Below are 16,544 nucleotides of genomic sequence, written 5' to 3'. Positions count from 1 at the left end.
AGGTCCCGGTTGTTGAGCACCAGGATGACGAGCCGCGGGTCCCTCCACTCCTTCCAGTACTTCGCCACGGTGACGAGCTCGGCGTTGCCATTCATCTGCATGGCGCCATCGCCCACCATCGCGATGACACTCCGGTCCGGGTAGGCGAACTTGGCGCCAATGGCATACGGGACGCCGCAGCCCATGGTGGCCAGGTTGCCGGACAGCGACGCCATCATCCCCTTGCGAATCTTGAGATCCCTCGCGAACCAGTTGGCCGTCGAGCCCGAGTCCGCGATGAGGATGGCTCCGTCCGGAAGCCTCGGCGACAGCTCGTGGAAGACGCGCTGCGGGTTGAGGGGCCTGGCCTCGACCATCGCCTGCCCCTCCACCACCTTCCACCACTGGCGCACGCCCTTCTCCACGGACTCGCGCCAGCTCCGGTCCTCCTTGCGCTCGAGCAGCGGAAGCAGGGCGCGCAGCGTCTCCGCCGAGTCCCCCGTGAGCGGCACCTCCACCGGGTAGCGGATGGCCAGCATGCGCGCGTCCAGGTCGATCTGCACCCCGCGCGCCTGGCCCTCGGGGGGGAGGAACTCCGAGTAGGGGAAGCTCGTGCCCACCATGAGGAGGGTGTCGCAGCCCATCATCAAATCCCAACTGGGCCGGGTCCCCAGCAGGCCGATGGCGCCGGTGACGAAGGGCAGCGCGTCGGGCAGCACCGCCTTGCCCAGCAGCGCCTTGGCCACGCCCGCGCCCAGCAGGTCCGCCACCTCGAGCACCTCGTCCGCGGCGCGCAGGGCCCCGGCGCCCACCAGCATCGCCACCCGCTTGCCCGCGTTGAGCACCTCGGCGGCACGCCGCAGGTCCTTCTCCTGGGGCACCACGCGCGGCGCGCTGTAGCCCACGCTGGAGTGGATGGTGCCGTGCTTCATGGGCGGAGACTCGTAGGGCGCCTCCTGCACGTCGTTGGGGAGGATGATGCACGTCACCGTGCGCTCGGCCTGGGCGATGCGCAGCGCCCGATCCACCGCGTGGCGGATGGCCGAGGGGTGGGTGACCATGGTGGTGTACTCGGCCGCCACGTCCTTGAAGAGCGACAGCAGGTCCACCTCCTGCTGGTAGTGGCCGCCCAGGGCCATGCTCTTCTGCTGGCCCACGATGGCCACCACGGGCTGGTGGTCCAGCTTCGCGTCATAGAGGCCGTTGAGCAGGTGGATGGCGCCGGGGCCGGACGTGGCCAGACACACGCCCGGCTCACCGGTGAACTTGGCGTGGGCGCACGCCATGAAGGCCGACATCTCCTCGTGGCGCGCCTGGATGAACTGGAGCTCCGAGTTGCGCCCCAGCGCGCCCAGCACCCCGTTGATGCCGTCCCCCGGGTAACCGTAGATGCGCCGGACGCCCCACTGAAGGAGGCGGTAGAGCAGGTAGTCGCTGACGGTTCCGCTCATGGGCATGACCTCGGCTGCGCTCCGACAAGCTAGGCACCGGTACACGGAGGGTGCGCAGCCCATCCCGTTCCAGTGTCGGCCTCCGGAGCGCTCCTCCGCCCGCCTGCCCTGGAGTCCTCAACCCGTCCGTTGATGGACAGGGGGGCGGGCGCACCGAGGCCCAGGAGCGTAGACTGACGCTTGGAGGAGCAAGAGCCGTGCTGCCCTACTTCCCTTTCGAGCAGGACCACTACGTGATGGCCCTCGGGGTGCGCGCGCTCAGGCCCGAGGAGACCCTCATCGAGGTCGACGCGCCGCACTACTCCACCGAGCTGGCGCTCAAGACGTCCCTGCTGGCCGCCGATCCCCGCGCCCGCTTCCAGGCCTGGCCCGGCACGGAGGCCCTCCAGTGGGAAGCGGTGACGGAGGTGCTCCCGGTGATGGCGCGCCAGCACCCCGGGCACTTCACCCTGGAGGTGGATGGTGGGCGCTGGCACTGGCGCAACCACCTGCTCGGCACCGAGACGCGCTTCACCCCGGGCGAGGCGGACAGCCTGCCGCGCGCCCCGCTCGACTGGCTCGGCCTCCAGGTGCAGGAGGACCTGCTGGTGCTGGACGGCACGCGCGAGGGCCTGCCGCTGGTGGCCGGGCAGCTGTGCTTTCCCGCCCTGTGGTGCCTCGATGAGAAGCTGGGGCGCCCGCTCTTCGAGGTGCACGCGCCGGTGCCGCACCTCAATGCCCAGCTCGGCGCCGCCACCCTGCGGCTGATGGCGGGGCTCAAGGCCGGGCGCCCCGTGACACGCTGCAACTGGGCCCTCACCGTCACGGATCGGCTGGACCTGGAGCCCGCGAGCCTGCCCGAGTGGCGGCACCTCTTCGAGGGCATCACCCCGCGCGACGCGGGAGAGCGGTGCCTGCTGCGGCTGGAGCGACAGACGCTCACCCTGCTGCCGCGCACGGGGGGAATTCTCTTCACCATCCACACCTACCGTGCCCCGGTGGCCGGCGAGGTGGTGGACCCCGCGCGGCGCCGCCGGCTCGCGAGCGTGCTGCGCACCGTGCCGCCCGAGGTGAGCGCCTACAAGCGGCTCACCCCGTTCCTGGAACCGCTCGTGGCCTGGCTGGAGGCCGACACCCTGCCCCGGGCCGCCAACTCCTGAAGAGGCGCCTCCGAAGAAGGGGTGTTAGAAGCCATGGCCATGTCACGCCGCGACCTCTGGCAGACACTCCACGAGCGCTTCGACCCAGAGCTACCCGCTCCCCTGGCGTGGCGGGCACCCCGCACAGCCCGGCCAAGAAGATGTTGGAGACCCTGGACCGGCCATTCGGGACGTCGCGCATCCTGTTGATGGGGACGGTCGGCACGGGCAAGACGACGGAGTTGCTGCGCGTCGCCGAGGATCGGGAGCAACGCGAGCTGGTCGTCTTCATGGACCTGGCGCAGCACTTCGCCGAGGTGGTGAAGGATCCGCATGCGTTGGATCGACTTCACACCTGGGAGGTGTGCTTCCTCGCGGGGCTCGCGCTGGTGTCCCGATTCAAGACCCGGCTGGGAATCGAGCTGGACCCCGAGCTGGTGAAGCAACTCGGAAAGGCCTGGCAGGGACTGGCCACGGCGACGGGGTCGCCCTCTCCCCAGCTCGACATGGGCACCTTCGCCAAGGATGCGCTGGACCTGGGAGCCTCCCTGGCGGCGACGGGAGGAATGGGCGTGGAGGCCGCGGGGGTGGCCTGGGGGCTCAAGACCGTCAAGACGGTGATGGGAGCCATGCGCTCCTGGAACCTGCCGCTGGGGCGCAGCGAGAAGTCCCTCCCCGACCAGGACCGGCAGGTGCAGGATCTGCTGGGAGCCGTCAACCTGCTACTGGGTGAGGTGCAGTCGAAGCACCGCAAGGTGCTCCTCGTCATCGATGGCCTGGATCGGATCCGGGACGTGCCTCGCGCCAAGGCCCTCTTCGTCGAGTCCCAGCTCCTCTCCCAACTGCAATGTCCGCTGGTGGTGTGTGGCCCCTTCGCGCTCCGGCACCATCCGGCCACGGCGGGCGTGCGCGGCTTCAAGGCCATGCCGCTGGTGAACGAGCCCGTACTCGACCATGACGACCCGACCCGCCCCGGTCCAGGCGTGGACTTCTTCCTGGATTTGTACGCACAGCGTGTGAAGGACCTGGGGAACGAGGCCCAGGAGTTGGTGGACCCGACGCTGCTCGGTGAGTTCGCTTATCGCTCTGGCGGGCGAGCGCGGGATTTCGTCCGATTCATCCGCTCCCTCTCCGAGTTGGCGTGGGACCAGGATGCGCGAAACGCGACGCCGGAGCTGGTGCGACAGGTACTGGATGAATGGCGCTTGAGGCAGGAGACAGGGCTGCACAAGGGCCATATCCAGGTCCTGGAGGACGTGGTGAAGGACCCGGAGCACCGGCTGCCACCGGGCGATCTGGCGAATGAGCTGCTCGACTACCAGCATCTGTTGCCCTACCCCAACGACTCGGAATGGTACTACCCCCACCCGCTGCTCACGATGCATCTGGTCCGGCCACCCCAGGCTGGCTCCGCCGGCTGAAGGTCTCGCTGGGGCTGTCACGCGCCGGGTTGCTGGTGCTCGTGGACCACGCCCGCCCCGAGCGGCTGGGCGAGTTGGTGCGGACGTTGTTGCCCCTCGCCCCGGAGCTGGAGGTCCACACCGAGGTCCAGCAACTGGCGGAGGTCCGGCCCGGCTCGACGCTGGTGCTGGTGCCTCGCGCGGAAGACGCGGACTGGCTGAACATCAACCGGCCGCTCTTCGCCTCGAAGCCGCTGCGCGTCGTGCTGTTCTGCACGCGCGAGGTGTCCGTGGCGCTGTCGCGGGGAGCCGTGGACTTCCTCGACTGGATTTCACTGCGGCTGGAGTGCCCTGCAGGGCCGGCGCCCTTCGCGGTGGCGGGACTTCGCTGTGCGCTGGCGGCCCGGGTGCCCGGCATCGTTTGGACGGGAGGCGACCTGGAGGCGAGCTTCCACGCGGCGAGGCCGCGCCGTGTGCTCCGGCGGGTCAGCGCGGCGAGACCGTATGAGGAACTCGTCGCGGAGGTGAAGGCGGGCGGTCGAGGAGACTGGCTTGCCTGGACGGAAGTGGATGGGGACTTCCGACTGCGGCGGGTGCGCTGGGCGTTGGCTGAAGCCGGACGCCAGACACGGGCCATCCTGGTTGAGCCGGCCGTGCGCTCCCCGGGATGGTGGGAGGTGCATGGACGGGTGGCGGAGCTGAACGAGGCGCGCGAGCGGTTGAGGCAAGCCGGGGCGGAGCAGCCGGGTCGACTGATGGCGCTCGTGGACCTAGAACCCGAAGCCATCGAGTTGTTGGGCAGGCTCCTGGAAGGAGGCATTGGCGCGCGAACCCTGGAAGAGGAACTTCGGAAGGGGGCCGACCCGGGGGCCACCGTGGGGCGGCTGGCCTCCGTGCACGGCGTGGTGACACAGAGGGAGTTGGTACGCGGAAGGTCACCGCCGCCCGCGATGCGAGCATTCGGAGCGGAGCCGGCCAGGATGCGACTGCTGCACGGCGCAGAGGTGGATGCCATCGAACAGCTGTTGAGCCAAGGAGGACAGGTAGACGTCGAGGATGTGGGATGGTGGTCCGCTTGGACAAGAGCGCTTCCGTCGCAGGAATGGTTCGAAGATATCGAAACAAGTGGGGAGTTCGCAGAAGCGTTACTTCGGAATGCGCCTCGGACAGGTCCGACATGGACACAGTTGGCCTTTGTCGGCATGTCCGCGGGAGACCTGAGTGCGGCCCATGTCTGGGCACAGCGCACAGCGGAGGTTGATCCCGCGAGGTGGAGACTCTTGTTCGAGGTGCTCAGAAAACAAGGAAATTTCGTCGAAGCCGAATCGATTCTCCGACATCGCCTTGCTGTGGATGAGCACATGCCCGACATGGAGCGTGGGTCGATTCTTCTAGAACTGGGCAACATGCTCCAACAACAGGGACGTTACGCTGAGGCGGAACTGCTACTGCGCCAATCTCTCACCATCGAAAATCAAGTGCACGGCCCCCAGCACCCTGACTACGGCACTTCGCTTCACAGTTTGGCCATGGTGCTCGAACGTCAGGGACGTTACGCCGAGGCAGAAGAGTTGCTTCGCAAATCTCTGACCATTTCCGAACAGGCGCACGGACCTCGGCACGTTGACCATGCCGCTTCGCTTCACAGTTTGGCCATGGTGCTCAGCGGACAGGGAAGATACGCCGAAGCAGAAGAGTTGCTTCGCAAATCGATGGCCATCGTCGAGCAGGAACTTGGTCCTCGACACGTCCACTACAGTTCCTCACTTCACGAACTGGCTGGGGTGCTCGGACATCAGGGCCGCTATGCCGAAGCCGAGCAATTGCTTCGCCAGTCTCTTCTCATCAAGGAGCAGGCACTCGGAGCACAGCACCCTGATTACAGCGTGGCGCTTCACGAACTGGCCAGGGTGCTCCAGTCGCTGGGCAGGTATGTTGAGGCAGAGCAACTGCTGCGTCAGTCTCTTGTCATTGCCGAGCAGTCCCTCGGCCCCCAACACCCTTTCTATGGCATTTCACTTCTGGTGCTCGCCGGGGTGCTCCAGTCGCAAGGCCAATACGCCGAAGCGGAGAAATTGCTTCGCCAGTGTCTCGCCATCCAAGAACAAGCGCTCGGCCCCCAACATCCTGAATACGGCACGTCGCTTCACGAACTGGCCCGTGTACTCCAAGCACAAGGCCGGTACGCCGAAGCAGAGAAATTGCTTCGCCAGTCTCTTGCCATTCAAGAACAAGCACTCGGCCTCCGACACCCTCAGCTCAGCCCCACTCTGGCAAATCTTGGCTTTATCCTGGCAAACCAGAAGCGCCCGCTAGAAGGTGAACCATTCCTGTTGCGTTCCGTCGACATCTCCCGCGAAAGATTTGGACTGAATCATCCTGGGACAGCCCAGGGCCTCTCCCTGCTCGCTCATGTTCAGGCCACGTTGAAAAAGCCCGAAGCCGTCACAACGGCCCGGCAGGCCATCGATGCACTGCGCGGCTCCCTGGGACCGGAGCACCCCACCACGAAAGAAGCGCTCCCCGCCCTCCAACGCATCGTGGCGGGCGGCGGGTGACTCGTCACCGGAGCGGCGTCGCGCAGATGGGCAAGGTGCAGGGTTTAGGATTCCACCCATGATGAACGTCGAGCCGTCCCCCACGATTCGCCGCGTCGTCTTCGGCAGTGCCGTGTACGACTTCTTCGTCACCGCGCCCTTCGCCACGCCGTGGACGGCCGACGCGGTGCTCTCCGTCACCCGCTCGCTGCACCAGTGGCTCGGCCTGGGAGGCGAGCTCCCTCCCCCGTTCGCGCCGTCCCACCTCGTCTTCGTGAGCCTCTTCGGTACCATGACGGCGCTGTGGGCGGTGGTGCGGCTCCTGAGGCCCACGCGCTTCCATGGCACCCTCGACATGGTGGGCCGTGCGCTCTTCTCCCTTTGGATGGGCGTGGCACTCGCCCGAGGCGCGAGCCACGTGCTCGTCGGCTTCCTCGTGGGCGAGATGGCGTGGATGGTCGCCCTGGCCGGGGTGCTCGCACGTCACCGCTCCGCCTGAACCTGTCCCAACCAGAGCGTGCCCAGCCCGAGCGGCACCGCGTCGAAGGGTTCGGCGCGAACCGTCTCCACTCCCGCGTGCGTCGCGGTGAGCAGCCACCCGGAGGGCTCGCGCCGGAAGACTTCCAGCGTGCGCGCGAGCGGGTCCACCAGCCACGCATGCGCCACGCCCTCGCGGTGGTAGAGCGGCAGCTTGCGCGTGCGGTCCACGACGGACGTGGAGGGCGAGAGCACCTCGCACACCCAGTCCGGCGCGAGCGTCACGAAGGGCTCCTCGGGAGCGGGCGGCCGGGGCATGCAAGCGAGAAAGGATTGATCAATCTGGCGCTCAGCATGGAAGTGGCATGGGCATGCCCCACCGCCGGCCTCGGTGAGGCCACCAGCTCATCCCCCAGAATCTCACCCACCCACCCGACCGGCAGCGCCTCGATGTCCTCGTAAGTTGCTGGCTTCTTTCCCTGCCCCATCGCTCACCCCCTGCCAACTTCAACAGTCTACCCGGCCAGTTGACATCCCAGGTAGGGGCGAGCTGCCTGCGCCGTGGACCTGGAGACTGGACCGGGTAAGCTGGCTCGGAGCACTTCGCGGGAGGGACACGGATGGGCGACACCCCTTTGTGGAGCGGCGGCAGGCTGGGGCCGTACCAGGTGGGCAGGCGTTCCTGGGACCTCGGCAGGCACCTGGGGCGACTCCACGAGGCGCACAACGTCGAGACGGGGGCCTTCGCCGTGGTGCTGATTCCAGTGCCCGAGGATCCGGGGCCCCAATGCTCGGACTGGACGATGCACATCAGGGTGGGGGTGCTGCCTTCGTTCGTCGCGGTGGAGGTGGAGCAAGCGCCGGATGCGGAGGCTCCAGCCCTTCACGAGTTGACGCTGACCTTCGACTCGCTCAAGGGCGCGTTGGGCACCCTCTACCACCGCCAGGACCGGGCGGACGTGCATGCCCACCTCACCCAGAAGCCCCGAAGCTCGTGGCCCGGGCGACTGCTCACACGGGGGCCCTGGCTGCTCGCGGGTGCCGGCGTCGGCGTGGCGGCGGGGCTCGCGCTGCTGGCCCTCTGGCCCCGGTTTCCCGAGCCCACGCAGACGCAGCCGTCTCCCGAAGTGGCCGGGGTCGCGCTCGAGGAGCCCGTCGCCTTCATCAACAGGCAGGAGCCTCCCTTCCCGTTCATCGCCTACCCCATGCCCGAGGCCCCCTTCAAGGAACAGCAGAGGCCTCCGTGCCTCAAGGGAACCGAGGTGGAGATTCGCGGCGGCTGCTGGGTCACCCTCGAACACCGCCCCCCCTGCCCCAAGAGCACGGCCGAGTTCGAGGGCAAGTGCTACATGCCCACCCGGAAGAAGGACCCGGTGCCCAGCTCGCTCCGGCCCTGAAGCCCCTTCAGATGATGGCGGCCAGCGGCTCGGGCCCGGCCTCGAGCACCTCGCGCAGCCGCCGCAGGCCCCGCTCCAACTGCGCGCGCGTGCGCGGCGCGCCGATGCACACCCGCACCGCCGCCGGCACCGGCCCCGGCCCCGTGGTGAACAGGTCCGCCGACGTCACCGACACCCCGTTGCGCCTGGCCTGCGCCGTGAGTTCCTCGCTCCGCCGGCCCTCCGGCAGCCCCAGCCACAGGTGGTAGAGCGGCACCGACGCCTCGCGCCGCACCCATGTCCCCAGCACCGTGCGCGCCAGCTCCAGCCGCTCCCCCACCTCCTGCCGCTGCCGCACCACCAGCGCGTCCGCCGTGCCGTCCTCCACCCAGCGCGCCAGCACCTCGGCCATCAGCGGCGTCGTCATCAGCGAGGCCAGCCCCACCTCCTCCGCCAGCCGCTCGCCCCTCGCCCTCGCCGGCGCCACCAGGTAGCCGATGCGCAGCCCCGGCGTGAGCAGCTTGGACACCCCGGCGATGAAGTAGCTCGCCTCGGGCAGGAAGGTCGCCAGCGGCGGCGGACGCCGCTCCGGCAACAGCCCGTACGAGTCGTCCTCCAGCACCAGCACCCCATACTTGCGCGCCACCTCGGCGATGCGTTCGCGCCGCTCCTCGGACTGCACCGCCCCCGTCGGGTTGTGGCACGTGGGCTGGGTGTAGAGCAGCCGCACCGGGCCGCCGCGGCACACCGCCTCGAAGGACTCGGGCACCAGCCCCTCCGCGTCCATGGCCACCCCCTGCAGCCGCAGCTGGAAGCGGCGCGCCAGCACCTTTATCCCCGGGTAGGTGAGCGCCTCGGTGACGAGCGTCTCCCCCGGCTTCGTCAGCGCCGCCAGCGCCACCTCCATGGCGTGCTGTCCCCCCGCGCACACCACCACCTGCTCCGGCTTCACCCGCAGTCCGAAGCGCGAGGCCCATTGCGCTCCCGCGACACGGTGCGCCGTGGTGCCCGCCGCCGGCTGGTACGCGAGCAGCTCCGACAGCCTCGCCGAGCGCCCGAGCTCCTCCAGCGAGCGGCGCAGCGCCTGGCTCGCGGGATCCCCCTCGGGCGTGGCCGGGGCGTTGACGCCCAGTTCCACCGGCGACTCGTCGTCGGCCACCTCCACCGGCGAGGGCATGGCCGCGGGCGCCTCGGGGCCCCTCACATAGGTGCCCCGCCCCACCTCTCCGCGCACCAGCCCCCGCTTCTCCGCTTCGGCGTAGGCCCGCGTCACCGTCCCCACCGTGACTCCCACCCGCTCGGCCAGCTCGCGGTGGGTGGGCAGCCGGTTGCCGGGAACGAGACGCCCCGCGTCAATGTCCTCCGCGAGCGCGTCCGCGATGGCCCTGTACAGCGGTCCACCGCGTCCTTGGAGTTCCGGCGTCCAGCTTGTCATGGTGACAATCGATACACTTGACGGAACAGGGCCTGCAACATAACTGATTGTCTCGATTCCCCCGGGGGATTGTCTCCACCGCACTCCGTCCCCGCAGCACGAGGAGCCGAAGCATGTTGTCCATCGAGGTCCAGCGCGCCCCCACCCTGAAGTCCAAGCCCGCGACGGAGGGGCTCGGCTTCGGCAAGTACTTCACCGACCACATGTTCCGGATGGACTATTCCCCGGAGCGGGGCTGGCACCAGGCGCGCATCCTGCCGCACGGTCCGCTCGGACTGGACCCGGGCGCCTCGGTGTTCCACTACGCCCAGGCGGTGTTCGATGGCTCCAAGGTGTTCCGCGGCAAGGACGGGCTGCTGCGCGCCTTCCGCATCACCGACCACTGCAAGCGTCTGGCCTCCAGCGCCGAGCGGCTGAGCATGACGCCGGTGCCGCACGAGCTGGCGCGCGAGGCCATCGAAGCCCTGGTGAAGGTGGACGCGGACTGGGTGCCCAACGCGCCGGCCACGTCGCTGTACGTGCGCCCGGTGGTGATCGCCTCCGAGGCGTTCCTCGGGGTGCGCCCGTCGGACAAGTACCTCTTCTACGTCATCCTCAGCCCGGTGGGCAGCTACTTCTCGGGCGGGGCCGAGCCGGTGCGCATCTGGGTGGAGCAGAGCTACACGCGCGCGGCGGCCGGGGGCCTGGGTGGGGCGAAGGCGGCGGCCAACTACGCGGCGGGCCTGAAGGCCTCGGTGGAGGCCAAGAAGCGCGGCTACGCGCAGGTGCTGTGGCTGGACGCGGTCGAGCACCGCTACATCGAGGAGGTGGGCACCATGAACCTCTTCCTGCGCATTGGCGATGAGATCGTCACCCCGCCACTGGAGGGCACATTCCTGCCGGGCATCACCCGCGAGAGCGCGCTGACGCTGCTGCGCGACTGGGGCATGAAGGTGAGCGAGCGCAAGCTGTCCATCGACGAGCTGCGCGAGGCGCAGAGGAAGGGCGAGCTGCGCGAGGTGTTCGGCACGGGCACCGCGGCGGTCATCTCCCCGGTGGGCGCGCTGGGCTTCGCGGACGGCGAGCTGCGCATCGGCGATGGCAAGGTGGGCGAGGTGTCCCAGCGCCTCTATGACACCCTCACCGGCATCCAGTACGGCACGGTGCCGGACAAGCACGGGTGGATGTCGGTCATCAAGTAGAGGCGGCGGCCCGAGCCCATGGAACCGAGGAACCCGGACTACGCGCGGCAGGTGGAGGAGATCTTCCGCGCGGCGGCGTTCGTCATGGACGTGGGCTATGAGCTGGTCGGCGTCGTGCCCGGACAGGTGGAGACGCGGCTGACGGTGCTGCCGCGCCACCTCCAGCAGGACGGCGTCATCCACATGGGCGTGCAGGCGACGATGGCGGACCACACGGGGGGCTCGGCGGCGGGCTCGCTCATCTCCGCCGAGCAGCGGGTGCTCACCACGGGCTTCACCATGAACCTGCTCCAGGTGGCCGTGGGCGAGGAGCTGCGGTGTCGCGCCACGGTGCTGAAGGCCGGGCGCACGATGAGCGTCGTGGAGTCCGAGGTGTACGCCGTGGCCCGAGGCGAGAAGAAGCTCGTCTCGAAGGCCACGGTGACGCTGGCGGTGCTGCCCCGCAGGCCCTGAACGCCCGGGGCGTGCTATCCCCCGGCGCCATGAACACGGATGTGTTGCTGGAGACGCGCGGGCCCGTGGGCCTGGTGACGCTCAACCGCCCCAAGGCGCTCAACGCGCTCGACCTGGGGATGATCCGCCTGCTGCAGCCCGCGCTGGAGGCCTGGGCCCAGGACCCCTCGGTGAAGGCGGTGGTGATTCGCGGCGCCGGGGGCCGGGCCTTCTGTGCTGGCGGGGATGTGCGCGCCGTGGCGGCCTCGCGGGGCTCGCCCGTGCCCGAGGGACAGGAGCCCCTCTCGCGCGCCTTCTTCCGCGAGGAGTACCGGCTCAACCACCTCATCCACCACTACCCCAAGCCGTACCTCGCGCTGGTGGATGGCATCAGCATGGGCGGAGGGCTCGGGCTGTCCGTGCACGGCTCGCACCGCGTCGTCACCGAGCGGCTGATGCTGGCCATGCCGGAGACGGCGATTGGACTGTTCCCGGACGTGGGCGGCGGCTGGTTCCTCCCGCGCTTCCCGGGCGAGGCGGGCACGTACCTCGGGCTCACGGGCACCCGGTGCAACGCCGCGGATGCGATGTGGCTCGGGTACGGGACGCAGCACGTGCCGCATGACAGGCTGGACGCGGTGGTGGACGCGCTCGCGGCGGCGGACTGGACCTCGGGGCCGGCGAAGGACGTGGCCACGCGGGTGCTGTCCGGCTTCACCACCGAGCCCGGCGCCTCCCCGTTGAAGGAGCACCGGGAGGAGATTGAGCGGTGCTTCGCGAAGGACCGCATGGAGGACATCCTCGCGGCGCTGGAGGCCGAGGGCACGCCGTGGGCCGAGGAGACGCGGGCCACGCTGGGGCGCATGTCTCCCACGAGCCTCAAGGTGACGCTGCGCCAGCTGCGGCTGTGCCGGGGCAGGCCCTACGACGAGGTCGTCACCGTGGAGTACCGGCTGAGCCAGCACACCACCGCGCTGCCGGACTTCCGCGAGGGCATCCGCGCGGTACTGGTGGACAAGGACAACCGCCCCAAGTGGAACCCGCCCACGCTCGCCGAGGTGCGGGACGCGGACGTGGAGGCGTGCTTCGTTCCGCTCGGGGAGCGGGAGCTCGTCTTCTCCAGCCACACGTGACTGGGGTGACGCCAAAGGAACTCCTCGCCAAGTCCTTCGAGCTGGCCTACCGCTTCGATATCGTCGGGCCCATCGTGCCCTATGGTCACACGCTCGTCCCACCCGGTCCCCAGATGTTCGCCCCCTGAGGAGCGCGCGAGGTGAAGAGGACGTGATGAAGTTCTATCGGATTCGGGAAGACAAGGCGCCGCGGTACACGGGCAACTTGAACGCCGCGTACAAGTGGATGCTGCCCGGTGTCGAGCCCTGTGCTGGCTGTGGGCTCGGGAGAAAGGGCACGGAGGCGCAGTACCCCTGCGTGGACCTCTCCAGCCTGCCGGAGGAGGAGCAGAAGAAGCTGACCGACCCCTGGCCCGTACCGTACGAGGAGTTCGTCCGGAGACGCGAGCTGGTGCGCCCACTGGCACCTCCGGATGCCGTGCTGGAGTCAGGGACGGCACTCGGCCCGCTGAAGGGGTCGGCCACCGGGTACTTCGGCCAGCTCTTCATGCAGAACGCCTGGTCGCTCTACATGCGCCGCGAGGCCCTGGAGAAGCTGAAGGCAGCCGGTGTGCGCGGCCTCCAGGGCTGCGCTCTCAACGTGCGCTTTCGGCAGAAGAACCACCCAGAGTTGCTGGATATGCAGCTCGAGCTGCGGGGCCGCTTCCACCCTGACTGCCTGCCTCCTCGCGAGCCTCCATGCCCCTCGTGTGGCGAAGACAAGGGCTACAAGCTCCCCCAGCCCCCCATCCTCGTCACCGACTCCATGCCCGAGGACCTGGACGTGTTCCGGCTGGCGGACTGGTCCACGATCATCGTCGCCAGTGAGCGCCTGGTGGACGCGGTGCGGCGGCTGGAGCTGGACGGCGTCGTGTTCCAGGAGCTGGAGACCCGCTAAGGAGCGGGCTTCTCGCGCAGCTTCGCGTCCAGCTGGTCCACGAGCCCCACCCAGTGCGGCGCGGCGGTGGGCTCGCCCCGGTAGCGGGCCTCGCGGTAGTGCGCGAGGAACTCCGCCGCCACGGCGGCCACCGCGTCCCCCCGCGACGCACGCAGTCGGGAGAGCAGCTCGTCATCCGTCTCCGCCGGCGCCGGTACCAGGTCCGCCCTCCGCTTCAGCGTCTTGAGGTAGCGCGCGTAGGCCGCCGCGAGGGTCGCGTCCCGCGTGTCCAGCGCCCCGCGCCGCGCCTTCGTCCGTGCGCCGCCTCGCCGCGCGCGGAAGCGCCACGCCGCCAGCGCCACCAGCAGCAGCCAGAACACCGGCGAGCTTCCCACCGCCCGCGCCTGCTCCAGCGGCTGGTAGCGCAGCGCCGCCCCCACCCGCCGCAAGAACGTCCCCACCGCCCCCGTGAGGTTCCCGATGAAGCCCGCCTTGCCTTGCGCCAGCCCGAGCGCCTCGTCCCGGCTCCGCCACGGCGTCGGGTCGAAGGCCACGAAGCGCCCCTCGTCCGCGAGGTACACCTCCACCCAGGCGTGCGCGTCCCGCTCGCGCACCAGCAGCGAGCCGGTGAGCGGGTTGCGCTCCTCGGGCGCGAAGCCCCCCACCACCCGCGCCGGCACGTCCACCGTGCGCAGCAGTGCCGCCATCGCGCTCGCGAAGTACGTGCAGTAGGCCGCGCGCTTCTCTCGCACCAGCACCGCCAGCGGGCTCCCCTCGCCTCGCAGATCCACGTTCAGCGAGTACAGGAAGTGCTCGTGGAAGTACGCCTCCAGCGCCCGCGCCTTCTCGCGCGGCGTGCCCGCGCCCCGCGTCAGCGACTCCGCCAGCGGGCGTAGCTCCGCCTCCAGCGACTCCGGCATCGCCGTGAGGGACTCGCCCGGCACGTCCTCCGAGGGCAGGCGCTCCCCCGCCCCCGTGCGCAGCACGAGCGTGGTGCCCTCCAGCCCCTCCGCCTTCAGCATCCAGCCGCCCCGCACCTCCGGCTGTACGCCCTCCACCGCATGCGTCCCCGCGGGCGCCGGCAGCCACGCGCCCATCGGCGTCAGCACCGTCAGCGCCGTCAGCCGCTCCGCCTCCGCGCTCCCCGGGGGCAGCGCCAGCCGCGTTTCCTCCAGCGCCTCCGAGGTCGTCCACCGCTGCCCGTCGAACTCGTCGAACACCCGCGTCCGCAGCCGCTCGGGCTGCTCGCCGGAGAGCACCAGCAGGGCCCGCTCGGAGCCACGGGGAATGCGGGACACGGCGCGGATGCCCACCTCGGACTGGAACTCCGAGCCGCCGCCGGGACCGGGGTCCTTCATCAGCTGGTACACCACATCCATCAACAGGCCCTCGCTGGCGTGGACGGTGCGCGCCAACCCCAGCGCGCCTCCGAGCACCAGCACCGTGAAGGCCGCGAAGCCCCCCACGCCCCCGAGCCCCGTGCGCCGCAGGCCGCCCTCCCAGAAGGCCACCAGCAGCACGCTGAGCACCACCGCGCCCAGCACCCACGGCATGGCCGGCAGCTGGCGCACCCGCATGCTGAGCGCCACCAGCAGGCACGCGTACGTCCACGCGTAGTAGCGGTTGCGACCCAGCCCGCACAGGACACTCAACCCCACCAGCGCTCCGCACAGGGGACCGAAGATGAAGGGCGGGAAGGGCGCCGTGGGCGGTGTGCTCACCCCGAGCATCGCGAGCCCCGCGCCGAAGCCCAGCGCCCCCGCCATGAGCAGGCGCGCCGGGCTGTAGTCCACGCGCACGCCGGCCAGCGCCGCCCACCCCAGCGCCACCATCACCGGCGCGCACAGCAGCCAGCGGCCGTGTGCCACCGCGTGCAGCGCGAGCGCCGCGAAGACCGGCATCAGCTCGATGAGCCGGCCAGGCCCGGAGGTGTTGTCACCCGGGGTGTTCATGACAGCTCCACCACTTCCTCGGGGGCGAGCCCCACGGGCTTACGGTCCGGCCGCACCGAGAGCACCCGCACCGCCACCCCGTGCGCCTTGAGCTTCTCCACCAGCGCCGCGCGCGAGGGCTCCCAGTCCATCACCACGAAGATGACGGCGGAGAGCTGGCTGGACTCGGGCAGCAGCGCCGCCTCCAGCGCCTTCATGTCCAGGCTGTCCCCGGACTCCATGGCGGCGAGAATCTCCAGGATGTGGTCGAAGTGCGCCAGCGCGCGCCCCGCCTGGAAGTGGAACACCTGGGGCCCGGCGGCGAACAGGTCGATGATGTACTCCTGACGCGCCAGCACGTCCGCCATACCCGCCGCCAGCGAGAGCGCCTTCTCCAGCAGCGCATCCTCCTTCACCGAGCGCGACTGCACGTCGAGCACCAGGGCGAGCCGGACGAAGAACTCCTCCTGGAACTCCTTCACCACGAGGCGGCCGGTGCGCGCGTAGGAGGGCCAGTGGATGTCCCGCGTGCGGTCCCCGTCATGCCAGTCGCGGGTGCCGAAGAACTCGGTGGACTCGCCCACCTGCGAGGCCACGGCGATGCCTCCAGGCTGGTAGTTGCGCCCGTGCGGCACCTCCAGCGACTCGAGCGGGGTGAAGCGCGGGTAGACGAGCACCCGGTCCTTGCCGGGAGAGCGCCTCGGCCACTTCACCAGCGCCGAGGGGAAGAGGCTCGCGGCCTGGAGCGCCGACAGCGCGTACACGCCCCGGGTGGTGCACCGCAGGTGAAGCGTCACCTCGGCGCGCTCGCCGGGAGCCAGCGAGTCGATGACGGGGGGCTCGCCCACGGCGCGAAGCTCGGAGGGCAGGTCGCGCTCCTCGATGGCCACGTGGCGCACGGTGCGCCGGCCGGTGTTCTCCACGCGCACGCGGTAGGTGAGCGTGTCCCCGGCGGACACCGGGGGCGGGAGCAGGCGCGTGAGCGAGACGCGCGGCCGGAAGGGCAGGCCCACCACGACGGCGGCCACGAGCGCGGACACGGAGAAGGAGAAGAAGAGGATGAGCGGCGCGACGAGCCCGCCGAGCAGCAGCAGCGCCGTGGCGAGCGCCGCCCACAGCACCACGCGCCCCACCGGGGTGAGCAGGCCCTGGTAGCGGTCCCGGAGGGCGCGGATGAAGCCGTGCTCCTCGGCCGGCATGAAGAAGGACCAGCGACGACGTCGGGCCATGCGCGGCGT

General features: G+C 69.9%; 15 protein-coding genes. 10 read left to right on the top strand and 5 right to left on the bottom strand.

The genetic code is table 11. The features are described from left to right. Positions 1-1,430: thiamine pyrophosphate-requiring protein (locus VF794_RS22815; RefSeq protein ID WP_331113770.1), on the bottom strand; the 1,430-nt coding region annotated here is incomplete at its 3' end. 197 nt (positions 1,431-1,627) lie between these two features. Here VF794_RS22815 and VF794_RS22810 point away from each other — a divergent pair. The 4 genes from VF794_RS22810 to VF794_RS22795 all read left to right on the top strand — a co-directional run bounded on the left by VF794_RS22810 (position 1,628) and on the right by VF794_RS22795 (position 6,984). Further along, a complete protein-coding gene (locus tag VF794_RS22810; protein ID WP_331113768.1) occupies positions 1,628-2,569 on the top strand; it encodes a DUF3445 domain-containing protein in 942 nt (313 codons plus the stop codon). Positions 2,570-2,709: 140 nt separating this feature from the next. Continuing rightward, positions 2,710-3,969, top strand: a complete 1,260-nt coding sequence (locus tag VF794_RS22805) for a hypothetical protein (protein ID WP_331113766.1) — start codon at positions 2,710-2,712, stop codon at positions 3,967-3,969. A gap of 35 nt (positions 3,970-4,004) precedes the next feature. Continuing rightward, a complete protein-coding gene (locus tag VF794_RS22800; protein WP_331113774.1) occupies positions 4,005-6,506 on the top strand; it encodes a tetratricopeptide repeat protein in 2,502 nt (833 codons plus the stop codon). A 58-nt stretch (positions 6,507-6,564) separates the two neighbouring features. Beyond that, positions 6,565-6,984 carry a hypothetical protein gene (locus VF794_RS22795; RefSeq protein WP_331113764.1) on the top strand — a complete coding sequence of 140 codons (420 nt, stop codon included), beginning with the start codon at positions 6,565-6,567 and terminating at the stop codon, positions 6,982-6,984. Here VF794_RS22795 and VF794_RS22790 read toward each other — a convergent pair. Then, positions 6,969-7,247, bottom strand: a complete 279-nt coding sequence (locus tag VF794_RS22790; protein ID WP_331113762.1) for a Uma2 family endonuclease — start codon at positions 7,245-7,247, stop codon at positions 6,969-6,971. The two genes, VF794_RS22795 and VF794_RS22790, sit on opposite strands and share 16 nt — an antisense overlap. A gap of 335 nt (positions 7,248-7,582) precedes the next feature. Between VF794_RS22790 and VF794_RS22785 the strand changes: the two genes are divergently transcribed. Beyond that, on the top strand, positions 7,583-8,359 hold the full coding sequence (locus VF794_RS22785; protein ID WP_331113761.1) for a hypothetical protein: 777 nt from the start codon (positions 7,583-7,585) through the stop codon (positions 8,357-8,359). A 7-nt stretch (positions 8,360-8,366) separates the two neighbouring features. Here VF794_RS22785 and VF794_RS22780 read toward each other — a convergent pair whose 3' ends face one another. Beyond that, positions 8,367-9,773: a PLP-dependent aminotransferase family protein gene (locus tag VF794_RS22780; protein WP_331113759.1), complete on the bottom strand. Its 1,407-nt coding sequence runs from the start codon at positions 9,771-9,773 to the stop codon at positions 8,367-8,369. Positions 9,774-9,886: 113 nt separating this feature from the next. Between VF794_RS22780 and VF794_RS22775 the strand changes: the two genes are divergently transcribed. From VF794_RS22775 to VF794_RS22755, 5 genes are read left to right on the top strand one after another with little or no spacing between them, the layout of a single operon-like run. Next, entirely contained in the window at positions 9,887-10,954 is a 1,068-nt protein-coding gene (locus tag VF794_RS22775; RefSeq protein WP_331113757.1) for a branched-chain amino acid aminotransferase, read from the top strand. 18 nt (positions 10,955-10,972) lie between these two features. Further along, entirely contained in the window at positions 10,973-11,407 is a 435-nt protein-coding gene (locus VF794_RS22770; RefSeq protein WP_331113755.1) for a PaaI family thioesterase, read from the top strand. 29 nt (positions 11,408-11,436) lie between these two features. Beyond that, positions 11,437-12,519 carry an enoyl-CoA hydratase/isomerase family protein gene (locus VF794_RS22765; RefSeq protein WP_331113753.1) on the top strand — a complete coding sequence of 361 codons (1,083 nt, stop codon included), beginning with the start codon at positions 11,437-11,439 and terminating at the stop codon, positions 12,517-12,519. Positions 12,520-12,524: 5 nt separating this feature from the next. Next, positions 12,525-12,647 carry a hypothetical protein gene (locus tag VF794_RS22760; RefSeq protein WP_331113751.1) on the top strand — a complete coding sequence of 41 codons (123 nt, stop codon included), beginning with the start codon at positions 12,525-12,527 and terminating at the stop codon, positions 12,645-12,647. A 26-nt stretch (positions 12,648-12,673) separates the two neighbouring features. After that, a complete protein-coding gene (locus VF794_RS22755) occupies positions 12,674-13,396 on the top strand; it encodes a double-CXXCG motif protein (protein ID WP_331113749.1) in 723 nt (240 codons plus the stop codon). Here the strand turns inward: VF794_RS22755 and VF794_RS22750 are convergent. Both VF794_RS22750 and VF794_RS22745 read right to left on the bottom strand, forming a co-directional pair. Continuing rightward, entirely contained in the window at positions 13,393-15,327 is a 1,935-nt protein-coding gene (locus tag VF794_RS22750) for a transglutaminaseTgpA domain-containing protein (RefSeq protein WP_331113747.1), read from the bottom strand. The two genes, VF794_RS22755 and VF794_RS22750, sit on opposite strands and share 4 nt — an antisense overlap. Beyond that, positions 15,324-16,535: a DUF58 domain-containing protein gene (locus VF794_RS22745; protein WP_331113745.1), complete on the bottom strand. Its 1,212-nt coding sequence runs from the start codon at positions 16,533-16,535 to the stop codon at positions 15,324-15,326. The genes VF794_RS22750 and VF794_RS22745 overlap by 4 nt, the downstream gene beginning before the upstream one ends. Between the last annotated feature and the right edge of the window lie 9 nt (positions 16,536-16,544).

Source organism: Archangium sp., from assembly GCF_036389735.1.
In the GTDB taxonomy this organism is placed as follows: domain Bacteria; phylum Myxococcota; class Myxococcia; order Myxococcales; family Myxococcaceae; genus Archangium.
Note: the sequence above shows the minus strand (reverse complement) of the source record. Positions and strands in the feature narration are given on the sequence as shown.